Genomic DNA, 24,041 nt, shown 5'->3' on the forward strand with positions numbered 1-24,041 from the left:
TACGAGCTATGTACCCGTGTCCGATGTCGATCCCGATTTAATCGGGTCGGAGCACACGACGAGCCTGACCTTAGCCCGAGCACTTGCCGTCGGATGTCTCAGCCGGCTAGACCCGAGTCTCGTTTCATTGGATGTCTGGGATCCGACCGCCGGATCAGGCTTCGCTGGTTTCTTGCTCACTGATGCACTGAGGTCAAACGGGGTGCACGTCCGCTACCGCGGTCAGGACATTAGCGATCAAGCTGTCTCCCTGAGCGGGCGGCGATTCGAGGCCGTGCCCGACGCCGCGATTGCGGTGGGGAACACCTTGGTGCACGACGAGTTCGAAGACTTCCAGGCCGACCTCGTTATTGTCGACGCCCCTTGGGGCCTGGCCTGGGGGGATGTTTACTCGCAGGTGGACGCCCGTCGGGAATCCGGCTCTTTCGGATACGGCCTGCCGCAGCGCTCAGACAGCACATGGCTCTTCATCTCGCTCGCCCTCGAGAAGCTGCGCCCGGTCGCCGACGGCGGAGGGCGAGTGGCCGCGCTGGTGGCCCCAGGCGCTTTATCGGCCGGAGGCGACTCTGCATCCGTAAGGCAGAAGATCGTCGAGGCGGGGATGCTGGAGTCGGTCACACGGTTGCCCGATGGTCTTGCACCGAATACGTCAATCCCGCTCTATCTCGTCACCTTCACCAACAGAGCGACGGATGCTCGTCGGGGAAAGGCAATGATCGCCGATCTCCAGACTGAGTTCACCACTGAGCATCGGTACCGCTCGATGCCGATCTCGGCTTTCCAGGAACTCGAGGCGGGGCTGAGAACTGGAAAGTCCGGGCCCCGCAACCGCAGCATCTCCGTACGCCAGTTCACTCGACGAGATGCTCGCCTGGAACGAGTTTCCGCCGAGAGTAAGCGGCTGTCCTGGCGCCTCTCGACCTACTGCGACACGCCAATCGACGTTCGCTTCCTGGAGTCTCGGTACGGTCCGGCCTCTGGAGTGTCAATCATCGATGATCCGCAGGAGACCGTCGACCTCGATCCCAGCCGCATCTTCGGGGACGAGTCGCGCGAACTCCTTAGAGACATCGAGTCGAAGGGATGGCCTGGGCGACGGTTGAGCAGTCTGATCGCGCGCGAGCCGGAGTTGCTTAAAGCCTCTGCTGAAGCTGAGTCGGTCGGACATCTCTACGTTCCGACGACTCTCGGGGGCAAGGCAGCCGCGGAGATGGCTGGTACACGCTCAGACGGTCGTGTTTTGTCGCTTTCGCTCGACGGTGAGATAGTCGATCCTGGATTCTTAGCGGCCTGGCTCAATACGGAACAAGGCACGGCAAGCCGCAGGCGGGCCATTCGAGCCAGCAGCAGGGGAACGTTCATCAACGCGCTGCGATCGGATGCCAGCTCCCTAATGCGCTGGGCGGATGAGCTTATCGTCCCTGTGCCGGACCACGGCACGCAGCTCGCGCTCTCCTCGGCCGACGTACGTCTTCTATCGTTCGAAGCTGCGCTGTCCGCCCAGCGCGAGAGCGTCTGGGCTTCTCCGGAAGGCGCCGAGGACGTGGTGAATCGAATCGCTGGCGCCTTCGATGACTCGCTCAGCAGCTGGCTGGACCACCTGCCTTACCCAGTGGCGTCAGCGCTTTGGACCGCGGAGACAGCGTCGACGGCTGGCGAGCAGCAACGGGCTTACATCCACGCCTGGGAGGCGATCGTAACCTTTCACGCAACCGTCTTGCTCTCCGCGAGTAGGACTGACCCCGGAAGCCGTAGCGGGGTCGAAGCGGGAATCCGCCAGACGCTGAACGAGAAGCATCTCAGCATCGAGCGGGCCTCATTCGGCACGTGGGTGGTCATCATCGAAAGAGTCACGAAGGAACTGCGTAGCGCACTCGAAGCGGGGAGCGCCGATGAGGTTGCTCGTATCCGACGGGCATTTGGCGGCCTGACTCAAACCGGTATCGAGCGGCTGACCTCGAAGGAATTTGTGAAGAAGATCAATGAGGTAAATACGAAGCGAAACCGATGGCTCGGGCACACCGGCTACACCTCAGAAGAAGAGTGGAGACGGCAGGTCCTTTCTCTCCAGGGCGACCTCAGCGAACTTCGGCAAATCCTCGGAACCGTTTGGACGCAACTTCTTCTAGTTCGAGCCGGAGGCTCGAAGCTTCGACGCGACGGGCGCGTTCAGGCGGCGGAGGTTGCCGTCGGAACGCGGTCACCTTTCAAAATCAAGGAGTTCAGCGTCGGCGAAGAGATGGTTGATGGGGAACTTTACCTAGTAAGGGACGAATCCGAGTCACCGCTGCGTTTGGGACAGTTCGTGCAGCTAAGGGCAGCTCCACGGGACGCGCAGTACACGACCTATTTCTACAACCGTACCGAAGGTGCGAGCGTCCGCATGGTCAGCTACCAGCAAGGTTTCGATAGCGAGATCCAGGACGATGTCGAAGGCTTCCGTTCGGACTTCGGGGGGCTAGCTCTCGGTTAGGCCGGTTCTCGGCTCCATTGACCTCGGCGCCAGCACGGACCGACTGGCCCCGGGTCGAGTTGGGTAACGGCTGACTGACATAACTGAGCATTGGACCGATGAAGGCAAGCTCTACCTCTGCGCGATCAAGGATGTCTGCTCAAACCGGATCGTTGGTTACTCGAACGACTCGAGGATGACGGCCGACCTGGCCGTCGCTGCGCTCCGCAACGCCGCCGCCGCCCTGCGTGAACCCGTCGGCACGACGCTGCACTCGGACCGTGGATCTCAGTTCCGGTCAAGGAAATTCGTCGAGCAACTCACGCAATTCATGATCGATGGGTCGATGGGTCGATGGGTCGGGTCGGCGCCTGCGCGGACAACGCGGCGATGGAGTCCTTCTTCTCGCTGTTGCAGAAGAACGTTCTGAAAAGACAGCGATGGCAGTCGAGGCAGGACCCGCGGCTGGCGATCGTGACCTGGATCGAGCGGCCCTACCGCCGCCGCAGGCGGCAACGAAGAATCGGCCAACTCACCCCGATCGAGTTCGAGTTAATTAATTACGCAAGCCGCTCAGTCGGCTTGAAAACCTCAAATAAGACGAGTCAACTAGACCGACAGCAGTCCCGACCTCGGCCTCTTGGCGCTCGACTTAACGTGCGGCCAATGTACAGAAGGAAGCGCCCACTACCCACGCAGCGCGACTGGTTCGCGTCCACTACCCATTGTCCTGAGTGGGATATGACGCTTGACATCACTATGTCAGAGCAAATCATCGAAGCCACGGTGGGGATGGTGGCTGCCAACGTAGAAAGCATGTGGACATGGCGAGGGCCGAGGTGAACGTCCGAAAGCGGAGACTGTGCATGCGTGCCCACGAACGCTGCCTCCGGCGTGAAGACCAGCTCCTCACCGTCGACCGTCCAGGTGCCCTCACCGGGCAGCACCACGGTGGCGGCGTCGACACCGGCGGGGTCTACGAGAGGGAGGGTGGCGGGGGAGACCGGCACCGTGCCTCCGTCGTTTTCGGTCACCGCGAGACGCTGGGGGGTGTCCTGCTCGCCGGTCGAGGTGTCGAGGCTCGCGCCCTTGGTCACCGAGGGCGTCAGGGTGGAGGCGGCGGTCGCTCCGGCCGCGTCGGTCACGACGTAGGGCACCGGCGTCGCCGTTCCCGTGAAGGCGGACACGGGCGTGAAGAGCACGGTTCCGGCGGTGCGGTCGAGCTCGTAGCGTCCCTCACCGGGGACCACGACGACCGTGCCGTCGGCATCCACCGTTGCCCCGGCGGGCGCCTCGAGACGTGTGGCCGCGGGATCGAGCGGCACGAGCGGGTCAGCCGCGGTGGCCACGACGGGCAGGGTCTGCGCGGCTCCCTGCGTGCTGGTGACGGCGGTGGGGAGGCGACCGGCTGCGGTGGCCGTCGTGGGTGTGAAGGCGACCTCGCCGGTGGCGGGCTGCACCTGCAACGGGCCGTCGTCTGTCATGACCTCGGTAGCGGGCGTCTCGTTCGGCAGGATCAACACCACCGACTCGGGCACGACGTCCGGCACGGCCGCAGGCTAGACCGGCAGCAGCCCCGGCAGCAGGCATGCAGCGATGCCCCGGCACGTGAAGGCCGGGGCATCACTGGCGTCGAAGTGTCGGGCTAGTGAGATGCCGTGGACTGCGGAGTGGGACCCCCGCGACGTCGAGCAAGTGCGACGATGCTGCACACAATGAGGGCCACAAGACCGATGCCGACGATCCATAGGCCGGCGTCGAAGCCCCTGAGTAGGGCATCTGGCGTATAACCCGGCTCGACTCCACGGTCCTCTTGGTGACGGTAGTCCATGCCGATCGCGATGAGAAAAGCGACGGTGACCACCGTGCCAATTACTACGGTGATGACAGACCCGATGATGGAATTTCTCATTTGCTCAGCCTTCATTCGAGATGGGTGTAGTTGTCACCAATTACAGCGATGAGAGACGATGCCGGCGGCCCAGTCCGTACGGTTCGCGCGGAAACGTTCGAGGTTGTAGTCCTGTGTGAAGGGCAATCCGTATGAGCCTGCCGCGACGTGGCAGTTGTATTGCTGCTGCAACGTGGCCTTGTTCGTGATCGCAGGCCATTTTGCCTTCCATTCGGCCCAACCGGCACCGCGGAACACTGCTTGGCCAGCAAGGTAACCGCCAACCCCGCCGCCGCCGCTAAGAACGACTGCGCCGGGCCCGGTGACCCAGGCGCTGTAGCGGTAATCGCCTTGGTACGAGTCCCGCCTGAAGCTTTGGAACAATGTGATTCCCAGCCACGGATCCGCCACGACGGGGTACTGCGTGCCTGCGCCGTGCTCGACCACCTGGGTCAGTGTGTTCCCGTTGATTTCGTAATGAGTGGCCACCGGGGCGCCGGCTGCGTCCTTTGCCCACGCCGGCGCGACGGTCCCGGCGAACCCGCCGTCCGCGTCAGTGAGGATGACTACACCATCCTCGCGAATGGCCATGGTCCCACCGGCCGGTACGGACAGCTCGTAATCGTATAGAGCTGGCGCAGTTGCATCGTTGATTACTGTAAGAATTTGCAAGGTGCCATCGTCGCGAACCACTGGGGTGGTGGTGGACGAGTTGTTATTGTCAAATGTCGCCACCCCGGACTCGGTCACGGTTGCTTCAGTGGCCTGATCAGCGAATGGCAGCGACACCGTCAGCTCTTGATCATTCGTGCGTAGAGAGGCTCCGTCAGAAGCATCGACGGGGACGCTCACCCTGACGTCGTCAGTGGCAAAGGTAGCTGCCTTGGTTGGGGAAGTGAACGCGTCCGCGGCTGCGTCGAGGACGTCCGGAGCGACAGCGGCAATAGCCTCGATCGACTCATCGGAAGGTAACGCCTCAGCATGCGCCACCGTGGACGTCCCCACAATGGCCGCGGCGCACAGCAGACCGATGCTTGTCATGATCAGCGTGTTTTTTGGTTTGGGCATTCTTCCTCCTTTGATCACCAGTGAGGGGCGTCCCCCGTGAGGTCAAACCTCCTGCAACCGCCCAGACCGCACAATCAGTCGCGAGGGGGATATTTCTCACAACGGTTGGCGTCTCAGGGTGCTAGCCAGCCCTCAAACGGGTGTTCTCGGAACGAGTTCTCACCTGCCCTCTAGAACATGAGTTTGTTCCAATTAGACGCAAGCGTCGTTTCGGGGGGCGGTCCCGCGGCGAGTCTTCGACGCTCAGGCCACGAGAACGCCAGGCCGCTGTTCCTGCCTGCGACCACGGCTCCTCGGCAACCAACTGCCCGCTGTGCGACTTTGAGCAGGCCGCCGTAGGTCCGCTCGGTCTGCCCTCACGGCCATGAAGCCCGATGGGCTGAGTTCGATGCTCTGCTCGTTAGCGCCGCAGACGACGTCGGCCCGCGAGGATGAGGCCCAGGCCCGCGAGCAGGGCACCGGCCCCGATGAAGGCGGCAGCTGACGTCGCACCCGCGTCCGAACCCGTGAACGCCAGTGCTCCGCTGAAGGCAGCGGCAGCGGCAGCGGCATCGGCACCAGCCGCTGGTGCCGGCGTCGGCGTCGGCCCGGCTGCTGCCGCGACGTAGTCGACCACGAGGCGGCCCGTCACGGCGGTGCCGTCGGTGCGCTCGGCGGCGAAGGTGATCGGGTCCGGGTCTCCGACGAGGGTGGGGGAGGGCGTGAAGACGACCTCGCCGGTGGTGGGCTGCACCTGCCACGTGCCGTCGTCGGTCGTGACCTCGGTGGCGGGTGCCTCGTTCGGCTGGATCAACACCACCGACTCGGGCACGACGTCGGGCACGGCCGCGGGCAGGTCGAAGACCGCCGGCGCACCCGCAGGCGGCGTCACCACGACGTCGGGCACCGTCACCACCGGCGCCGGCATCACGGGCGCCGCGGTCACCGTCGGCGTCGCCGTGGACTCGACTGCATCACCGGCCAGGGTGTCCACCCGGTACGACACCGGCGTCGCCGTTCCGACGAAGTCGGGCTCGGGCGTGAAGACCAGCTCCTCACCGTCGACCGTCCAGGTGCCCTCCCCGGGCACCACCACGGTCGTGGCGTCCTGGCCGTTCGCGTCGACGAGACGGAGGGTGGCGGGGTCGACCGACACCGCGCCTCCATCGTTGTCGGTCACCGCGAGACGCTGGGCCACCCCCTGCACACCGGTCGACGTGTCGGGCGTCGCGACCGTGGTCACCGTCGGCGTCAGCGTCGAGGTGGCGGTCGCGCCGGCCGCATCGGTCACCACGTACGGCACCGGCGTCGCCGTGCCCGTGAAGGCGGGCTCCGGCGTGAAGGTGACGGTTCCGGAGGCGCGGTCGAGTTCGTAACGCCCCTCACCGGGCACCACCACGACCGTTCCGTCGGCGTCCACCGTGGCGCCCGCGGGCGCCTCGAGACGGGTTGCCGTGGGGTCGAGCGGCACCAGCGGGTCCCCGCCGGTGGCGACGACCGGGAGGGTCTGCGGGGCTCCCTGCGTGCCGGTCACGGCGGTGGGCGTGGCGACCGGCTGCACGGCCGTCGCGAAGACGGTGCTGACCAGGTCGAGCCCTCCGTCGGTGGTCTCGTTGGTCGTCGTCGTGAACGGACCGGTCATCGAGGTCTCGTCGTTGCCCACCAGCGAGACGCCGTACAGGGGCTGCCCGGGCTGCACGCCCAGATCGGTCAGCGAGACCGAGACGCCCGCGATGGTCTGCGCTGCCGTGTAGTCCAGAGGGCGGTAACCGGTCGTGCCGGGTAGCTGCTGCAACACGGTCGACGTCACCCCGGTCAGGATCGGACCCCACGCCGACCTCGGCACCGACACGATCGGACCCCACGCCACCGGCGCCCCGGCCCCGTCGACCGCCGTCACGGCCGCCAGCTTGAACGCGTCGTTGCCGCCACGCTCGACGATCGACACCGCCACGGCGGCCGGGTCGGAAGCGGTCAGCGGCGACTCGCGCAGCACGCTGAACCGCTCGACGTCGTTGGTCGTCACGCCTCCGGTGTTGCCGAACAGGTTGTCCGAGCCCTCGGTGACGAACGGGCTGCTCAGCACGTCGGCCATCGTCCGGCCGGTCGGGTCGCCCGAGACGCCGGTGAAGGGCGAGCCGGCGGGGGAGTTCGCGACCCAGATGTTCTCGCGGTCACCCGTCGCCGTCGCGTTGTCGACCCGCAGCACCTCGGCGTTCACGGCCGTGTCGTCACTCGGCAGCACCGTGAACGTGCGCCCACCGGCCTGGTACGACACGAGCTGCTGCTGCGTGCCCTGGCCGTAGCGCATCGTGACGGCCGCGCCGCAGCGCACTCGGCCCGTGTTCACGAGGCTCGACCCGCACGTCGCCGCCAGGGTCGTGGGGACGTCGGCCGGCGTGGCGGCGACGGGTGTGACCACGGCACCGGTCATGCCGATCGGGGCGGCGAGGGCGGCCTGGGACGGCACCACCGCGGCGAGCCCCGCGATCGCGGTCGCAGCCACCAGCGCGAGCGAACGGGCCAGGAGGCGAGGTGGACGGCGGGAGGCGGCGGAGGCGCGCATGGGTGATCCGGTTCTGGTCGGTGCCGGGGGAGGAGGCGACCGAGGTCGGCCCGCCCTGTCGGGAATGCTTTGAGTATCCCTCGCCGATGGCGTCCGTGTCCGCCGCCTGCGCTTCGAGCACCCCTGGTCTGTTGCCAATATGTCGCATTGTCATAGGGTGGTCGTGGCTCGTGCGGGGCGGGCTCTGGCTGAAGGAGGAGCGTCGATGTTCGCGAACGAGTGCAACCGGGTCGGGTGAGGCCGACCGTGTCCCGCTATGAACTGCAGTGGATGGTCGTCCTCAACTGCATCGTCATCGCGTGCTTCGCCTGCGTCTACGCGGTCGATGTCGATGGGTCGGTCTTCTGGGGGCTCTTCGTCGTCGTCCTCATGATCGGGCAGATCGTCCAGGCGACACGGCCCGAACGTCCGTCGAAGGAGGCGCAGCCGGGGCCAGTCGACGTGTCGAGGCGCCATGAGTGACTGGCGCATCGCTCCATCCAGGACCGGGTCGTGAAGAGGGCCTCAGGAAGCGCCTTGACGGCCCCTCCGATCACCGAAGAGGGGGCCGTCCTCATGACCGGGGGGCCTAAGCGCGGCCACGCGCTGTCCGACCGGGCGTTCAGGAGGTACCTGGCTGGCTTCGGTGCCTCCCTCGTCGGCGACCAGATCTGGTTCGTCTCCCTGGCCTGGGCTGCGAGCCAGCTGGAGTCTTCGGGGCAGACCGCGCTCGTCTTGGCTGCCGGTTCGATTCCCCGGGCGGTCCTCCTCCTGGTCGGTGGTGCTGCCGCAGATCGCTTCGGAGCGCTCACGGTGGCGCTCCGCAGTCAGATCGGCCGCATCCTCTTGATGGGGGCCGGCGCAGGTTTCGTCCTCGCGCTCGGTGTCGACGAGTTGTGGCCTCTCCTGGTGGTCGCCGTCCTCTTCGGCGTGCTGGACGCGGCGCACATGCCAGCCGCCGCGGCCCTTCCGCCCCAACTCCTCGCACCGGGTGACCTGCCCGCCGGGCAGGGCTTCGTACAGACCCTCGAGCGAGGCGCTCTCGTCGCCGGGGCGCCTCTCGGTGGCCTCGTCGTCGCGTTCGGTGGACTACCCACCGCCATGGTGGTCAACGTGGTGCTGTTCTTGCTGGCGTGGCTCATGCTGCGATCTCTTCGTCGAGTCACGGACGGCCCGACGAGCCTGTCCGAACGAACCGGCGACGAGTCGATCCGGGCCTCCCTGACGGGCGGACTCAGGTACGCGGCGATGGACAGGGCTCTACTGAGCACACTCATCGTCGTCACGGTGCTGAACCTCGGGTTGGCGGGCCCGCTCAACGTGGGACTGGTCCTCCTCAGCGACGAGCGGGGCTGGGGGGCCGCGACGTACAGCTTGGTGCTGAGCGCCTACGCTCTCGGTGCCATCTCGGGTGCCTTGACCGTCGCCTTCCAGAAGCGCGTCCAACGCCCGGCACTCAATGCGCTCCTCTGGATCATGCTCGGCGGGTCCGCCCTCGGGCTCGTTCCGTTCGCGCCGACCTTTCCGCTCGCGGCGCTCGCCGTCGCCCTCGCCGGTTTCGCGTTCGGACCAGGAAGCGCACTGCTCGTCGGTCTCATCCAGGCGCGTACGGACCGCCACTACCTGGGACGCGTCATGGCACTCGTCAACTTCTCCGCGCTCGGCTTGACTCCCATCGCCTACGTGCTCTTCGGCCAGGGTGTCGCCGTGTCCACCCTCGAAGTCACGTTCACGGTGAGCGCGGCCCTCGTCGTTCTCGCTGCCGCGATGGCCCTCTTCGTCGGGCCGCTGCGGCGGGCTCGGCTGACGACGGACTGACGGCTGACTGCCACTCTCCACTCAGCCCACTGGGCGACACCTGTCGCCCACGCCTACCCTGGGCTGCATGACCGACCTGCCTACCCGCACCCGTTTCGCCACCGTCGACGCCGAGCGCTCGGTCGCCTTCGCCGAGGCCGACCTCGAGGCTCCGGTCGGGTCGCAGGTCGTCGTGCGCATCCGCTACACGGGCGTCTGCGCGACGGACACCCACGGGTGGGCGTCGGGCGGGCTTATCCCCGCTGCGGTGTTCGGCCACGAGTGGACCGGCACCGTCGTCGCGGCCGGCGACCAGGTGACCACCGTCGCCGTGGGGGACCGCGTCGTCGCCAGCGTCGGCCCGCCGTGCGGCGCCTGTGCCATGTGCCGCGCCGGACACCCCGACCACTGCGACACGGCCTTCGCCGAAGCCAACGGCATCTCGCCCGACGCCCCCACCCACGGAGCCTTCGCCCAACACGTCACCGTCCACGAACGCCGCGTCCAACGCGCCCTCGACGGCCTCAGTGACGAACAACTCGGCCTCGTCGAACCCACCGCCGTCACGTTCCACGCCGTCCGCCGCGCCGGCCAGCGACTCGGCTCGGTCGTCATCGTGCAGGGCGCCGGCCCCATCGGCCTGCTCACCGCCCAGCACGCCCGCCACGCCGGTGCCGGAGCCGTCATCGTCGTCGAACCCATGGAGGCGCGGCGTGAGACCGCCCGCCGCCTCGGCTTCACCGACGTCCACGCTCCCGGCGCGGGCTTCACGGCCCGGGTGCTCGAGCTGACCGGCGGACTCGGGGCGGACGTCCTCTACGAGTGCACCGGCGCCTCCTCACTGTTCCAGCCGAGCGCCGAGCTCGTCCGCCGCGGCGGCACGCTCGCGCTGCTCGGCTACCCGATGACCACCTCCGAGGTCTCGAACGGCGACTGGCAGAGCCGCGAGCTCACCGTCGTCGGCAGCCTCGCCTACACGCACTCCGAATTCGTCGGCGCGATGCGCGCGCTCGCCGACGGCTCGGTCGAGGCGGGGCCGCTGATCACGGGGACGGTCGGGCTCGACGACCTGCCGGGGTTGCTCGAGGAGCTCGACAGCGGCAAGACCGAGCACGCGAAGGTGCTGGTCGCGCCGAACGGGTGACGGGCATGACTCGTCAAGTCATTGACGAGCAACTGGTATGCAGCCGACGGTTGCGACGACCGATAAGAGCTTGACATCAGCCGAGTGCGACACGGAGTCAAGTTTGTTGGTTTACATCAGCACGCATTCAGTGTTTCTCGCCTCCGAGTGAACGACTCACGTTGGCTCGTCGGAAGAGTTGAGCCTCGCCGGTGGGCTTCCTTGCCACATCCAGTCCTTGCCCCATTTCGGCGGCGCGCGGCGGATCATTGCGATATTCCATGAACGAGTTCGTCAACTGGTCGCTGCACCATGCACGACATCGCTCGCCGCCAGCGCAGCTGTTATTGGTGCTACATATCTAGCTCCATATCGCCCGCAGAGCCTGATGCGGCAAGCGACGCGGGTAGCCATCGTGCTAAGCAGCAGTCCTTGAGGGTTACGTTGCCTATTCCGCACGGACACTCCATGTCAACATCTAATGTCGTGTGGTCGTGTTCCTGTTTGTCCGGGCCATCCAGACCCATAAGGTGAGCAACGTATCGATGAATGGACCATTCAGCCACCGGAACCACCCAAGCTCGCCCGCCGACATTGAGAAACCAACGATCTGCGTCTGCATCACTCAAAGTTGGAAACGCCGTACTCTCAAACCGGGTTGTGGGACCCAGGAAGAAAGTCCAGGAAAACCCGCCCATCAGCACATCGTTCAGAACGCCGCCGTCCTGGCGTTCCCATCCAACGTTCAGCAGGCTGCGCGGGTTGGCTCCCTGAACGCTAGTGTTTACCCACTTCGTGACAAACAGAGTCATCCGTGACCGGTCGTAGTCATCGTCGAGGATCGCTCTTCGCAGCTCACGAAGTTCACGTCGACTTAGAGTCGCCTTGCGGAAAAGGGCGCTTGGCGCGAGAGCCGACTTGAGCATCAGCCCAGCGGCTGCTCTGTACAGTAAGCGTGCCTCAACGCCGCGGAGGACCACGACATCGCTCTCCCGACGCAAGCTGACGCGCACATCGGCAAGGTCCTGAGGGCGTCCCTTTGTGATCGAGGCTTGATATTGCTCGGCGCGGCCCAGCCACTGCTCACAGACGGTGCAAAGTAGGTAGTGCTTCGGGTAGTCGTTGGTCTGTGTCTTGACTCCGAGCGTTAGGTAGCTCCCGATAGGCCGACCCTCACGCTTTGCCCACTGCCCCGCCCACTTAGGAACAACGTGGCTCAACTGAAGGGGTCGATCCTGCTGGCACAGTCCGCATGCGGCGATGACGTCGCCACTGGCCTTGTGATCACTTCCGCGCACTACAACGTCCGATGCGCCCTCGAAGACTTTCTCGCGAGACGCCGTCGGCACCGTCCTCGCAGTCTTATGCATCGTCATATCTCCTCTCCTTGCAGCCTTAGCAAGGGCGCAAGTAGCTTTACCTGCCACCCCGTGTTTTTGATCTTGACGCGTCGTCATTGCGGACGACACTCGCAAACGTCCGTGCCCTCTTGTAGGTGTCCTCCTACGACCAGTGGGGCTGATGGCGGGGCCGAGAATTTGGAGTCATTCCTCACATTTGGCGGTATAACGCCGGATGAGTTGCTGTCGCGTCAACCTTGTCTGTGGGCGAAGGACCTCCTGCGACCCCTAATCGAAGCATGTCACGCGTGTCTCGGGGGGCCGACCCGCGCCTCCTCGGGTCAGGGGCGGTCGGGGACGCAGACGTAGTCGTCGCCGAAGGCCTCGGTGACGCGGCGGATGGCCTCGGGCGTGCCCCACTGCTCGATCTGCTCGCAGGCGTGGTCGGCCCGGGCGGCGTACATGCCGAAGGCGCCGACGTCGACGTAGGTGTAGTCGTGGCCGCCGTCGGAGCGGCCTCCGGTGCCGGGTTCGTCGGGCAGATCGATGACGTAGCCGTCGGGGAACCGCATCTCGACCCCGTGTGGTGCGCAGGTCGGCAGGGTGTCGGTCGTGAGGTCGGCGACGATCACCGGCTCGTAGGTCGTGCAGTACGGGATGCGTGCGTCGGCCCCGGACAACGACAGCGGCACGTCCGGGTCGGCCCGCACCGCGAGCACCAGGAGCACCGTCACCACCAGTACGGCGGTGAGAAGGCCGGCGAGGAGCTTCATGGGGTGAACCTACCGCCACGCTGCCGGCCTCGTCGGGTCGACCCGGAGTGACACGAACGGGGGCTGCGAGGATTATTCGTTTTCCACTAGCGTGTGGCGAGCAGGCAGTGGTGAAGCGGTCGAGGAACCTCCGATCGCCGACTCCTGACCTTCTGGTGCAGCCATCCTCTCTCGGGCTCCACCAGTCTTCGCGACGAACGCCCGACGGACGTTCGGCGTCGCTGCGCGCCCTTGTCGACCTGACCCGAAAGTTCGAACCTTGCCTCACGAGACGCCCGCCGGCTGGTACCCAGCCCCGCACGCCAACAACGAACCGCGCTACTGGGACGGACAGCGCTGGTACGACGCAGCTCCGACGGTCGCCGAAGTGCCGGCGATGCCCGCACCGGGTCCCGACGCCATGCAGGTTCCGCCCGCTCAACCCGGTCCTGACGCGCAGCAGGCTCCGCCCTTCCAACCGAACGGAGCTGCGCCGGGGGCTCGATCCCGGAAGCTGGCTCTGGCAGCCCTCTTCGTGGGGATCGCTGCCTTCCTCACCGGTCTCGTCCCCGTGCTCGGCCTCCTCCTGGCTCTCGGAGGCGTCGCCTTGGGCATCTCTGCGCTCGTCAAGAAGCAGCAGAAGAACGCCGCCATCACGGGCCTCGCCCTCGGTAGCGTCGCCCTGCTCACCGGCATCATCGCGACGTCGGCCGCGCTGGCCGGCCCCGGCACGACGGCCACCGAAGCAAGCGTGATCGAGACGGCCGAGGCCACGGCCGAGGTCAGCGAACCCGCCGAGCCGACGGAGGAGGCAGCCGCGCCCGAGACGTCCGAGCCCGAGCCCGCGGCGAGCGAAGCACCCGTCGCGACCGGCACCATCGAGAACCCGGCACCGCAGCCCCACGTCGCCAAGGGCTTCCTCGGGGGAGAGAAGTACAGCCTGACCGCGAAGATCGTCGACGCGAACGCCGGTGCACTCGTCGAGCAATGGAACATGTTCAACGACGAAGCCCCGGCAGGCTTCAAGTACGTCGTCGCCGAACTCTCGATGACGGGCATCGACCCGGACGGCGTCGAGCCGTCGCTGGCCTCGTACGACCTCTCGCTCGCGACCCCCGAGGGGAACCGCTACGACAGCGAGTACGTCGTCTTCGGTGACGGGATGCCCTCGATGAACGACGGCCCCACCCTGTACCCGGGTTCGTCCTTCACCGGATACACCGCCTACATCGTGCCCGAGGCCGCGCAGTCGTTCGTGCTCTACGACAACGGCGAGTACATCGCCTTCTAGTCGAGGCAGGAGCGAAGGAGGCGCTGGTCGGGTGACCAGCGCCTCCTTTCGTCGTCCGTCGCGTCAGGCCGCGACGTCGAAGACGACGACGCGGGCGGACGCGTCGCCGAGGTAGGTCGCCACGGGCTGGTGCGACGGGTGGGGGAGGTAGCCGTCGCGCGCGGCGGCGTCGCGGAAGCGGACCACGAGCATCCAGTCGAAGCGGGCCTCGAGTTGTTCGGGGCTGACGCTCTCGCCACTCGACACCGACAGCACGCCGTCGATGCCGGTCAGGTGCTCGGTCGACAAGCGTGACGCCTGCTCGGACGCGTCGGCCGGCGCCCCCTCGGCCCACTCGACCAGCACCACGTGCACGATCTCGTCCGTCTCGGCCATCCGCGAACCCTCCAGTCGACGCTGCTCGACGCGGCAGGTCACCTGATCCTGACACGGGCACCGCACGAGGGGCCGGCCCGAGCGACCACCGCACCACGCGCGAACGCAGGAGGCGCGGGTCACGCGACCCGCGCCTCCTGCGTCCGGTCGACGCGGCCTAGCGGCGGACGGCGTCGATCTTGAGCATCCGCGCGATGACGCTGTCGAGCTGGCTGTCGTCGAAGATCTTCTTCCAGTCGTCCTTGACGATCGACTCGCGGCCGTAGTCCATCGCGATGTGGCAGGCGTCGCTGAACGGGTTCGAGCCGCGCAGGCCGTTGGTCAGCGCGATCCAGGTGTGGCCGTAGAGCATCGCGCGGGCCGCCTCGTAGGGCACCCCGACGCCGTCGACGGTCTCTTCGAGCGCCTCCTTCAAGAACGCACCGATCATGCAGGCCATCGTCTCGACCAGCGTCGGCTCGAGCACGGCCAGCTGCTTGACCGTCACGTAGTGCACGGCGATGACGGGTGCGTAGATCGTCGAGATGACCTGCGTCATCAGCTCACGCACGGGCGAGTCGTCGGCCACGCCCTCGAGCGCCGCGACGACCTCCTGCGGGGCGGCCACGCCACCGAACGTGTCGGCCCACTCCTCTTTCGTGGTGCGCTCGAGGAACACGCTGGGGTGGCAGGGGTGCGCCACCGCGTAGTGGATGTCCTCGCGCACGGCGAGCAGGCCCGCGTAGGCGGCCGCCGGGTCGAGGGTCAAGATGACGGCGCCGCTCTTCATCGCCGGGACGACCTGCTCGGAGACCTTGCCGAGCACCACGTCGGGCACGGCCAGGATGACCACGTCGGCGTCCTCCACGGCCACGTCGGTCGCGGTCACCGTGCGGCCGAGCGACTCGATCAGCTCGACGCCGGCGGGCGACGCCTCGCTGTAGAGGGTCGTGTAGGCGCTCTTGGCGAGGTTGTTCGAGACCCGCTGGCCCATCTTGCCGCCGGCGCCGATGACGGCGACGGTGACGTCGGACGAGCCCTGACCGTCGGCGTACGTGACGGTGCTCTCGGGGGCGGTCGTGTCGAGGGTGTCAGTCATTGTTCTTGCTCCTTAGTTCAGAGATGGTTCGTGTCGTCCACTCGGCTTCGAGCCGCGTGGTGGTCTCGGGGTCGCCCTGCCAGGGCAGCCAGTGCTCGACGACCTGGTTGACGCTCGTCGCGCCTCCGTCGCGCTCGTCGAGCGCCGCCCGGATGCCGTCGTAGTCGAGTCGTCCCTCGCCGAGCGGGGTGCTGGTCAGGGCGAACCCGACCCAGCCGTCCTTCCGCGAGAACGCGAAGTCCTTCACGTGCCAGTTCGCGACGAACGGCAGGCAACGGGCCGTCACGTCGGCCGGGTGCTCGAGGTTCGCCACGGTGTTCGCCGGGTCGAGCACGATGCCGAGCCGCGGGCTGCCGACCGCACGCACGACGGCCACGAGCTCGGTCGACCCGACCTGCTCGTAGGTCTCGAGGGCGAGGGTGACCCCCGCCTCCTCGTACTCGGGCAGCACCTCGCGCAGCCGGCGCTCGGTCTCGGCCGCGTCGGGGCGGTCGTCGCCCGCCGTCCACATGCTGCGGACCAGGGAGGCGCGCAGCGCCACCGCGAGTCGCAGCCACGTCCGCAAGACGGTCGGCCCGGTGCCCCGGGTGCCGAGTTCGAGCGTCAGCCCGAGCTCGTCGGCCAGGCCCCGCAGCGCGGCGAGCTGCTCGTCGGAGTAGCCGGTCAGGGCCTCGTGGTCGCAGATCTGGAACAACCGGACGCCCTGCGCAGCCGTGTCGCGCAGCATGTCGTCGAGGGTCATCGGCCCCGGGACGAGGTCGCTGCCGCGCCAGAAGTAGGCGTAGGTGCTGAGGCCGATCACGAGGTCACCCGGTCTCGGGGCGCGGCAGTGTCGGCGGTGGCCGTCGCGTCGGCCGAGTCGTCGTCGTCGGCCAGCGTCTCGTCGAGCGCGAGCGCCAGCGCCTCGTCGAGGATGCGCTCCACGGCGGAGGGGTCGTGGGCGAAGCGGCCGAGGAACAGCCCTCGGACCTGGCCGCCCAGACCGGTCAGCAACCCAGGACCGGCGCTGCCGCCGTAGATCACCCGGCTGCCCGCGCGATCGGGCAGGCCGGCGAGGTGCTCCTCGACGGCCGCGACCACCGCGGTGATGTGGCCGGCGGACGCCGGGACCGGGGCGCCGATCGCCCACAGGGGCTCGTAGGCGACGAGCAGTGCACCGGCCAGCCCGGCCTCGTCGGCCGCGGCCAGGGCCAGGTCGAGCTGCTGCGTCACCTCGAGGGCCGCGAGGGCGGGCGACGTCTCGTCGGCCTCGCCCACGCAGAGCAGCGGGGTGATGCCGTGGCGCAGCGCCGCGGCCGTCTTGGCCGCGACGACCGCATCGTCCTCGTGGAAGAGCGCGCGCCGTTCGGCGTGGCCGATCTCGGCGAGGGTGCAGCCGATCTCGGCCAGCTCGGCGCCGCTGACCTCACCCGTGAAGGCCCCGGCGTCGTCGGTCGCGAGGTCTTGGGCACCGAGGCGGACCGGGGTGCCGGCCAGCGCCTCCTGCACGGGGACGAGCGACGGGAACGTCGGCACGACGAACAGCTCGACCACGCCCTGCCGCAGGGCGGGGTGGCGCCGCGCGATCTCGGCCACCTCGGTGCTCCACGCGAGGGTCTTCGCGTGCGAGAAGTACATCTTGAGGCTCACCCCGATCGTGAAGCGGGCCGAGGGGGGCCGGACGGGTGCGGTCGCCACGTCGGTCACGCCGCGTCGATGCCGACGGGCTCGCCCGAGCCGTCGTAGCCGCAGATCGCCGCGACCTTCTCGGCCGAGGCGCTCGAGGTGTCGAAGCGGTAGGTGAGGAACTCCTTCGCCAGGCGGCGCATGAGCTCGACGCCGATCACGCGCTGGCCCATGCAGAGCACCTGCGCGTCGTTCGACAGCACGGCGCGCTCGACCGAGAACGTGTCGTGCGCGGTCACCGCCCGGATGCCGGGCACCTTGTTGGCCGCGATGGCGACGCCGAGCCCGGTGCCGCAGATCAGGATCGCCCGGTCGGCGCGGCCGTCGGCGACCATGCGGGCCGCCTCGACGGCGACGTGCGGGTAGGCGGTGTGGCCGTCGGCGGCGACCCCGACGTCGGCGACGCTCGCGACCCCGTCGTTCGCCTCGAGGTCCTTCTTGAGGACCTCTTTGTAGTCGTACCCGGCGTCGTCCGATCCGACGACGATGCGCAGCTGGTCAGCCATGGTGGTGCCTTTCGTGGAGGGTGTTGAGGAGGGGATCACGCGGCGGGCTGCGGCGCGAGGACGCGTCCGACGGCTCGCGTGATGAGCCCGAGCGAGGTGGCGCCGGCGTCGGGCGTGCCGAGGCTCTTCTCGGCGTGGGGCCGGGCGCGGCCCATCTTGGGCAGCAGGTCGGCCGTCGCCGCGGCCGCCGTCACGGCGACCTCGGCCGCCGTGGCCCAGGCCGTAGCGAGGTCGGCCCCGCTGTCGACCGCGGCGGTGAGCGCCGCGTCGAAGGGGACGAGCACGTCGACCATGGTCTTGTCGCCGACCGTGGCGCCGAACTCGAGGATCGCCTCGGTCGCGGCCGAGACGCCTCGGGCCACGGAGGCGCGGTCGGGGGCCGCCTCGTCGCCCACGGCCGCGCCGAGGCTCGCGAGGGCCGCACCCCAGAGGGCACCGGAGGTGCCACCGGCACGGTCGGACCAGGCGTCGCCGGCGAGGTCGAGGACGGTGCCCGCCCCCGCACCGGCGAGCACGGCCTCACGAGCCGCGGCGACGGCGGCGTGGACCCCGCGCTGCATGCCGATGCCGTGGTCGCCGTCCCCGGCGACGGCGTCGATGCGTCCGAGCTCGTCGACGTTCTCCTCGACGGTGGCCCGAACCGCCTCGAGGGCGGCCAGCACCAGGTGGGCGGTCTGCTGCGACGCGGGGGTCGCGGGCGGGATCGTGATCGCGACCCGCGCCTCCTGCTCGGCGTCGTCCGCCCGCAGCGCGGCGTCGACGGAGCCCTTCTTGTAGGCGGGTGCGTCGACGGGGGCCGCCCAGAGGCGCTCGAGTTCGTCGTCGAGCCAGAACAGGGTCAGCGAGACGCCGGCCATGTCGAAGCTCGTGACGAGCTCGCCGACCTCGGGCTCGACGACCTCGACGCCCGCCTCGCGCAGCAGGGCGTCGACCCGGGCGTAGACGACGAAGAGCTCTTCGTACTTGACCGAGCCGAGGCCGTTGAGCAGCACGGCGACGCGCCCGCCGCGCGCCTCGTCGACGCCGTCGGGCAGTTCGTCGCTCGCGAGCAGCGACTCGACGAGCAGCTCGGCCAGGCCGTCGGCCGTGGGGACGTCGGTCTCGCCGATGCCCGGTTCGCCGTGGATGCCCATGCCGACGGCCATGCGGCCCTCGGGCACGGTGAAGAGCGGCTCGTCGGCCCCGGGCAGCGAGCAGCCCGAGAACGCCACGCCGACGCTGCGAGTGCGCTCGTTCGCCTTGACGGCGACGCGGACGACGTCGTCGAGGTCGGCACCATCTTCGGCGGCGGCCGCGGCCGACTTGAAGACGGTGAGGTCGCCGGCGATGCCACGACGCTTGTGCTTCTCGGCGATCGACGCGCTCGAGATGTCGTCGGTGACGACGACCGTGCGCGTCTCGACGCCCTCGTCGATCAGCTTCTGCTGGGCCTTGTCGAAGTTGAGGACGTCACCGGCGTAGTTGCCGTAGCTGAGCAGGACGCCCCCGCCGTTCTGGGCGGACTTGGCAACGGACCGCACCTGCTGCCACGAGGGCGACGCGAAGAGGTTGCCGAGGGCGGCGCCGTGGGCGAGGCCCTGGCCGACGAGCCCGCCGAAGGCCGGGTAGTGACCGGAGCCGCCGCCGACGACGAGGGCGACGCTGCCGGGGGTCGAGCGGGTCGCCCGGACCACGCCGCCGTGGACCCGTCGCACCCAGCGCTGGTTGGCGGCCACGAAGCCGTCGATCATCTCGTCGGCGAAGTCGCCCGGATCGTTGAAGAGGCGTGTCATGAGAACTCCAGGAGGCGGTGGTCCGGTCGACGGCGCGACGGCACGGCGACGGGGCGAAGAGGGGGGCGGGGCCCGGGTCGGTGATCGTCCGGGCCCCGCGGGGGTGGGGTGTGACCGTCGGTCAGTCGAGCCCGGCGGTGGCGGCCAGGTCGGCCTGCTCGCGGGGGCTGAGGGTGCCCTCGGGCTTCTTCATCCGGCTGAGGGCGACCATCAACACGGCCGACAGCAGCATGAAGAACCCGACGATGAACATCGGCGCCTTGTAGTCGCCGGTGACGTCGGTCACGAGGCCCGTGATGTAGGGCGCGCTGAAGCCGGCGAGGTTGCCGACGGTGTTGATGAGCGCGATGCCCGCGGCCGCCGCGACCCCGGTCAGGAACTGCGTGGGCAGGGTCCAGAAGTTGGGCAGGGCCGCGAAGATCGCCATGGCGGTGACCGCGATCACCGCGATGGTGAGGGCGGGGGACTGGGCGTAGAGCGCGAGCGGGATGCTCAGGCCGCCGACGACGGCGGGGATGACGATGTGCCAGGTCTTGAGGCCGCGACGCGAGGCGTCACGCGACCAGAAGTACAGCGCGAGGGCGGCGGGAACGTAGGGGATGGCCGTGATGAAGCCGCGCTGGGTGACGGTGAACTCGGTGCCGAACTGCTCTTGGAAGCCGCCGATGATGGTGGGCAGGAAGAACGCGAGCGCGTAGAGGCCGTAGATGAAGCCGAAGTAGATGAAGGAGAGCATCCAGACGCGGCCGTTCTTGAAGACGACGCCGAGGCCGGGGTGCTTGCCGGTGGTCGAGACGGCACCCGTCTTGGTCGAGGCCTCCTTCACCAGGGCCTGGGTGAGCCAGACCTGCTCCTCTTTCGTGAGCCACTTGGCGTCGGCGGGCTTGTCCTTGAGGTAGAACCAGGCCACGATGCCGACGACGATCGCGGGGATGGCGACGCCCATGAACATGAAGCGCCAGCCCTCGAGGCCGAAGAAGACGCCGTCGTGGCTGATCAGCCAGCCGGCGAGCGGGGCGCCGATGACGGTGGTGAGGGGCTGCGCCAGGTAGAAGAGGGCGAGGATCTTGCTGCGGTGGGCGGCCGGCACCCAGAGGCTCAGGAAGAGGATCGCGCCGGGGAAGAACCCGGCCTCCATGACGCCGAGCAGGAAGCGCAGCGCGACGAGCTGCTCGAAGTTCTGCACCCAGGTGAAGAGCAACGCCACGATGCCCCAGGTCACCATGATGCGGGCGAGCCACTTGCGGGCGCCGAACTTGTGCAGGGCGAGGTTCGAGGGCACCTCGAGCAGGATGTAGCCGATGAAGAACACGCCCGAGGCGAAGCCGAACTGGGCGGCCGACAGGGCGAGGTCGGACTCCATGCCGTTCGGAGCGGCGAAGCCGATGGCGGTGCGGTCGAGGTAGTTGATGAAGAACATCAACGCCACGAACGGGACGAGCCGGACGGCGACCTTCTTGATCGCGGACTTCTCGACCGCGCTCTGTGGCGCGGACGTTCGGGTTGTGGTGTCCACATCGACTCCTTCGGATCTAACGACGTTGTTGGATGACGCCTTCGACCGATGCCGGTGGCGCGCAGGGACCATCGTGCCTTTTCCGTCCAAATCTGTCAACCGGTTGACCAATTGGGCGATGCGGAAGGCCGGCGAGCTCGTCGGCGACGGCAGGACCACGAGCCCCCGCTGACTAAGCTCGGACCGTGCCGGCCTACCCAGAGAGCGACCCCACGAGCCTCGATCTCGAGCTCGAGATGGTCCCGCGCGGCACCGCGGTCAGCGAGGTCGTCAAGCAGCTCGTGGCCCTCTTGACCGCCGGCGAACTGACCCCGGGGTCGCGCCTCCCGCCCGAGCGGCAGCTCGCCGAGCGCTTGGGCGTCGGCCGGTCGGCCGTGCGCGAGGCCCTGGCTGCGCTCGAGATCCTCGGCATCGTCACGGTGCGGCCGGGCTCGGGCACCTACCTGCGCGACCAGACCTCTGAACTGCTGCCGACCACGCTCAGCTGGGGACTCATGCTGAACGCGGCACGCACGCGAGAACTCATCGAGGTGCGCGGCGGCCTCGAGATCCAGGCCGCGGCCTACGCGGCCGAGCGCGCCACCGACGCCGACGTCGAGAAGCTGCGGGGCTTCGTCGAGGTGATGGCGGACTCGCTCGAGGACATCGACGCGTTCCTCCAGGCCGACATCCGGTTCCACCTGCAGATCGCCCTCAGCGCCGACAACGTCGTGCTCAAGGACCTGCTGCAGAGCACCCGGTCGCTGCTGCGGCTGTGGGTCGAGCGAGGGCTGACCGAGAAGGACCAGGCCGAGGCCGCCTACCGAGAGCACCGGGCCGTCTTCCGGGCGATCGAGGCGCGCGACCCCGACGCCGCGCTCGCGGCGATGCGCGACCACATGGCCACCGCCGCCGACCGGGTCCGGAGCGCGACGGTCGTCTAGGTCGGGCCCCCGATGTCCCCACCGTCGTCGTCGTCCCTGTGCCTGGCTCGTCCGTCGCGGCCCACGGAGGGTGCGGTGCGCCGGGTATGAACGCGGGCCTACCTCCGGCCACGATCTCCCACCAATCGCGCAGATGGGCCCCGGCGGATGCGGGGGCCCATCTGGTTAGTTCCTTGGCTGTCTTCTCGCGGTAGCTCGGCGCCGATTGACGTAACCGGCGATCCACCAGATCGCCGCTGCCGCTGCAACGATGACCAGTCCGGCGAAGAGGACGAACAACACGTCGTAGTTCGCTGGGAGCCCATCACAATTCGACGGCTCATCGGTTACTGGGGCTACGAGAGTCGCGGCAAGAACAGGGTCCAGACGATCTATCGCGACCTAGCCAAGATGGGGTTGCGAACCAATCCGCCATTCGACGGTGGGCATCTTGATCTCGAAGTTCTCATCGAGCGCGACAGCCCGGAACAGGTGGTGCTGGCCGTTTCAGAACAGCCAGCGGACCATCTCCTCACCCTGTCTCGAATCGACTCCGCTATGTACGCCCTGCGTCTCCGCGATCAGGGAGCCGTGCGCGGATTCGTCACCAGGGAAACCCTCGTCTCGGACGCGCTCACCCTGATGATGCGTCACGACTTCTCGCAGCTGCCTGTCGTGGAATCACTCGATCGCCCCGCGGTGGTCGGAATTTTCACCTGGGAGTCGTTCGGGCAGTCGACGTTGCGGGGTGAGAGTCCCACCACTGTCGGCGAAGTGACGATGCCGACACCACCCGTGGATCTCCATTCGGATCTTTTCGCGAGTGTCGGCCCCGTGACCGACCGAGGGTATGTGGTGGTCACCTACCGCGGACTGCTGTCCGGGATCGTCACCTCGTCGGACCTCGCCTTGGAATTCGAGGAGCTGGCTTTGCCATTCCTGGCTGTCGGTCGATGCGAACGAGAACTCAAGAGGGTTGCAAGGTCGCTCCTGGTCGACGCCATCGCGTCGTCCGGCAAGGCTCTCGACGAGTACACCTTCGGCAACCTTCAACACCTCTATGCGGACAACTGGTCCCAGTTGGGTTGGTCGCTCTCGCGAGACGAATTCATCTCCTGGCTCGATTCCACGCGGCTGCTGCGCAATTTGATTGCTCACTTCGACGACCCGGATGAGAACCTCTTGTCGGGAATCGAAGCCGTCCATCGGCTCACGACCTGGCTTTCGGCCATCAAGACCCCAGAAGTCCCCGTGGATGCCGAGCTGAGTGGCTCGTAGCGGCCAGCCGGGAGCCTTTTCTGCCCGGCCATGGGGGACTGCAGGAGGCGCGGGTCGCCGTCATGCGGCCAGGTCGAGAGTGCGGGGACGCGCGGGTCGAGTTCTTCGACGGGAACGAGGGCCGGGCGGCTTCTCCTCATCGGGACAGTGTGCCGGAGATCGTCCCCGCCCAGAGCAGTGGCCGATGGATGGACGACATCGCCCGCGTGATCACGATTCGGACACGTGCGACGGGCGACTTGCCCCGTAACAAAGTAGGCGCTACTTTTTGATCAATTCGGGCGGCGGGGGGTTCCACGCCGAAGACGGGTGATCACGCACGGGCGACCGCCCGTGCGCCACAGAACAAGGGGAAACAATGTTCAAGAAGTCACTTCTCAAGAAGGTCGCGGCGACCGCCGCGACGACGGCCCTGCTCGCCGGCGGTGCTCTGCTCGCCGCCACTCCGGCGCAGGCGGGCATCCAGACCTGGCGCTACGCCGACTACAAGACGTACCTGACCGACTTCGGCACGGGGACGTCCTACGTCGGCGACAGCTACGACAACCTGACGTCGTCCATCAAGGTCACCTCGCCGGCCAACTACGCGGTCCTGTACCAGAACCGCGACTACGGCGGAGCGAAGACCGGCAAGTTCTACACCGGCGCCCCGAACCTGGCGCAGTGGAACTTCGACAACATGACCAGCAGCATCGGCTAGTCCTCGGACGG

Annotated in this window: 20 protein-coding genes and 2 pseudogenes; 10 read left to right on the forward strand and 12 right to left on the reverse strand. The window is 67.8% G+C overall.

Annotated features, from left to right (window positions below; translation table 11 throughout):
• Positions 1-16: 16 nt before the first annotated feature.
• Both ASG05_RS15905 and ASG05_RS15910 read left to right on the forward strand, forming a co-directional pair.
• Entirely contained in the window at positions 17-2,473 is a 2,457-nt protein-coding gene (locus tag ASG05_RS15905; protein ID WP_162240647.1) for a class I SAM-dependent DNA methyltransferase, read from the forward strand.
• Positions 2,474-2,543: 70 nt separating this feature from the next.
• Positions 2,544-3,013 (forward strand): annotated as a pseudogene (locus ASG05_RS15910) (DDE-type integrase/transposase/recombinase); the annotation flags it as partial.
• 44 nt (positions 3,014-3,057) lie between these two features.
• Here the strand turns inward: ASG05_RS15910 and ASG05_RS10125 are convergent.
• The 3 genes from ASG05_RS10125 to ASG05_RS10135 form a co-directional block, all read right to left on the reverse strand.
• Positions 3,058-4,002: a hypothetical protein gene (locus ASG05_RS10125; RefSeq protein WP_157490163.1), complete on the reverse strand. Its 945-nt coding sequence runs from the start codon at positions 4,000-4,002 to the stop codon at positions 3,058-3,060.
• A gap of 395 nt (positions 4,003-4,397) precedes the next feature.
• Complete coding sequence (locus tag ASG05_RS10130) at positions 4,398-5,411, reverse strand: hypothetical protein (protein WP_157490164.1); 1,014 nt, start codon at positions 5,409-5,411, stop codon at positions 4,398-4,400.
• A gap of 400 nt (positions 5,412-5,811) precedes the next feature.
• Positions 5,812-7,896, reverse strand: a complete 2,085-nt coding sequence (locus ASG05_RS10135; RefSeq protein ID WP_162240648.1) for a hypothetical protein — start codon at positions 7,894-7,896, stop codon at positions 5,812-5,814.
• Positions 7,897-8,202: 306 nt separating this feature from the next.
• Here ASG05_RS10135 and ASG05_RS10140 point away from each other — a divergent pair, with 306 nt between their 5' ends.
• The 3 genes from ASG05_RS10140 to ASG05_RS10150 all read left to right on the forward strand — a co-directional run bounded on the left by ASG05_RS10140 (position 8,203) and on the right by ASG05_RS10150 (position 10,876).
• Positions 8,203-8,418, forward strand: coding sequence for a hypothetical protein (locus ASG05_RS10140; RefSeq protein ID WP_157490165.1), 216 nt, complete (start codon positions 8,203-8,205; stop codon positions 8,416-8,418).
• 93 nt (positions 8,419-8,511) lie between these two features.
• A complete protein-coding gene (locus tag ASG05_RS10145; protein ID WP_157490166.1) occupies positions 8,512-9,753 on the forward strand; it encodes an MFS transporter in 1,242 nt (413 codons plus the stop codon).
• A 67-nt stretch (positions 9,754-9,820) separates the two neighbouring features.
• A complete protein-coding gene (locus tag ASG05_RS10150; protein WP_056260270.1) occupies positions 9,821-10,876 on the forward strand; it encodes a zinc-binding dehydrogenase in 1,056 nt (351 codons plus the stop codon).
• A gap of 332 nt (positions 10,877-11,208) precedes the next feature.
• Here the strand turns inward: ASG05_RS10150 and ASG05_RS16350 are convergent, their stop codons facing one another.
• Both ASG05_RS16350 and ASG05_RS10155 read right to left on the reverse strand, forming a co-directional pair.
• Positions 11,209-12,231: a hypothetical protein gene (locus ASG05_RS16350; RefSeq protein ID WP_157490167.1), complete on the reverse strand. Its 1,023-nt coding sequence runs from the start codon at positions 12,229-12,231 to the stop codon at positions 11,209-11,211.
• 305 nt (positions 12,232-12,536) lie between these two features.
• A complete protein-coding gene (locus ASG05_RS10155) occupies positions 12,537-12,968 on the reverse strand; it encodes a hypothetical protein (protein WP_056260272.1) in 432 nt (143 codons plus the stop codon).
• A 259-nt stretch (positions 12,969-13,227) separates the two neighbouring features.
• On the opposite strand from ASG05_RS10155, the pseudogene ASG05_RS17050 reads away from it, so the two are divergent.
• Both ASG05_RS17050 and ASG05_RS16735 read left to right on the forward strand, forming a co-directional pair.
• Positions 13,228-13,311: pseudogene (locus ASG05_RS17050) on the forward strand (DUF2510 domain-containing protein); the annotation flags it as partial.
• 171 nt (positions 13,312-13,482) lie between these two features.
• Positions 13,483-14,238 carry a hypothetical protein gene (locus tag ASG05_RS16735; RefSeq protein ID WP_056260274.1) on the forward strand — a complete coding sequence of 252 codons (756 nt, stop codon included), beginning with the start codon at positions 13,483-13,485 and terminating at the stop codon, positions 14,236-14,238.
• Between the two features lie 63 nt (positions 14,239-14,301).
• Here ASG05_RS16735 and ASG05_RS10165 read toward each other — a convergent pair whose 3' ends face one another.
• From ASG05_RS10165 to ASG05_RS10195, 7 genes are all read right to left on the reverse strand, one after another.
• Positions 14,302-14,613 (reverse strand): Dabb family protein, encoded by a 312-nt coding sequence (locus ASG05_RS10165; RefSeq protein WP_056260276.1) that lies wholly within the window; start codon positions 14,611-14,613, stop codon positions 14,302-14,304.
• A gap of 157 nt (positions 14,614-14,770) precedes the next feature.
• Entirely contained in the window at positions 14,771-15,691 is a 921-nt protein-coding gene (locus ASG05_RS10170) for a phosphogluconate dehydrogenase C-terminal domain-containing protein (protein WP_082486620.1), read from the reverse strand.
• Positions 15,684-16,493, reverse strand: a complete 810-nt coding sequence (locus ASG05_RS10175; RefSeq protein WP_056260279.1) for a sugar phosphate isomerase/epimerase — start codon at positions 16,491-16,493, stop codon at positions 15,684-15,686. The genes ASG05_RS10170 and ASG05_RS10175 overlap by 8 nt, the downstream gene beginning before the upstream one ends.
• On the reverse strand, positions 16,490-17,377 hold the full coding sequence (locus tag ASG05_RS10180) for a triose-phosphate isomerase family protein (protein WP_235491458.1): 888 nt from the start codon (positions 17,375-17,377) through the stop codon (positions 16,490-16,492). The genes ASG05_RS10175 and ASG05_RS10180 overlap by 4 nt, the downstream gene beginning before the upstream one ends.
• Positions 17,374-17,862 (reverse strand): ribose-5-phosphate isomerase, encoded by a 489-nt coding sequence (locus ASG05_RS10185; protein WP_056260280.1) that lies wholly within the window; start codon positions 17,860-17,862, stop codon positions 17,374-17,376. Before ASG05_RS10185 ends, ASG05_RS10180 begins: the two co-directional genes overlap by 4 nt.
• A gap of 35 nt (positions 17,863-17,897) precedes the next feature.
• Positions 17,898-19,634 carry a dihydroxyacetone kinase family protein gene (locus ASG05_RS10190; protein WP_056260282.1) on the reverse strand — a complete coding sequence of 579 codons (1,737 nt, stop codon included), beginning with the start codon at positions 19,632-19,634 and terminating at the stop codon, positions 17,898-17,900.
• A gap of 121 nt (positions 19,635-19,755) precedes the next feature.
• The gene (locus ASG05_RS10195) at positions 19,756-21,150 is read right to left on the reverse strand and encodes an MFS transporter (RefSeq protein WP_056260284.1); all 1,395 of its coding nucleotides are present in this window, start codon (positions 21,148-21,150) and stop codon (positions 19,756-19,758) included.
• Between the two features lie 185 nt (positions 21,151-21,335).
• Here ASG05_RS10195 and ASG05_RS10200 point away from each other — a divergent pair, with 185 nt between their 5' ends.
• The 3 genes from ASG05_RS10200 to ASG05_RS10210 all read left to right on the forward strand — a co-directional run bounded on the left by ASG05_RS10200 (position 21,336) and on the right by ASG05_RS10210 (position 24,030).
• Positions 21,336-22,073, forward strand: coding sequence for a FadR/GntR family transcriptional regulator (locus tag ASG05_RS10200; RefSeq protein ID WP_056260286.1), 738 nt, complete (start codon positions 21,336-21,338; stop codon positions 22,071-22,073).
• A 147-nt stretch (positions 22,074-22,220) separates the two neighbouring features.
• On the forward strand, positions 22,221-23,330 hold the full coding sequence (locus ASG05_RS16360; RefSeq protein WP_157490169.1) for an HPP family protein: 1,110 nt from the start codon (positions 22,221-22,223) through the stop codon (positions 23,328-23,330).
• A 358-nt stretch (positions 23,331-23,688) separates the two neighbouring features.
• The gene (locus tag ASG05_RS10210; RefSeq protein WP_056260290.1) at positions 23,689-24,030 is read left to right on the forward strand and encodes a hypothetical protein; all 342 of its coding nucleotides are present in this window, start codon (positions 23,689-23,691) and stop codon (positions 24,028-24,030) included.
• Positions 24,031-24,041: the final 11 nt, after the last annotated feature.

This window comes from Frigoribacterium sp. Leaf186, from assembly GCF_001423905.1.
Lineage (GTDB): Bacteria > Actinomycetota > Actinomycetes > Actinomycetales > Microbacteriaceae > Frigoribacterium.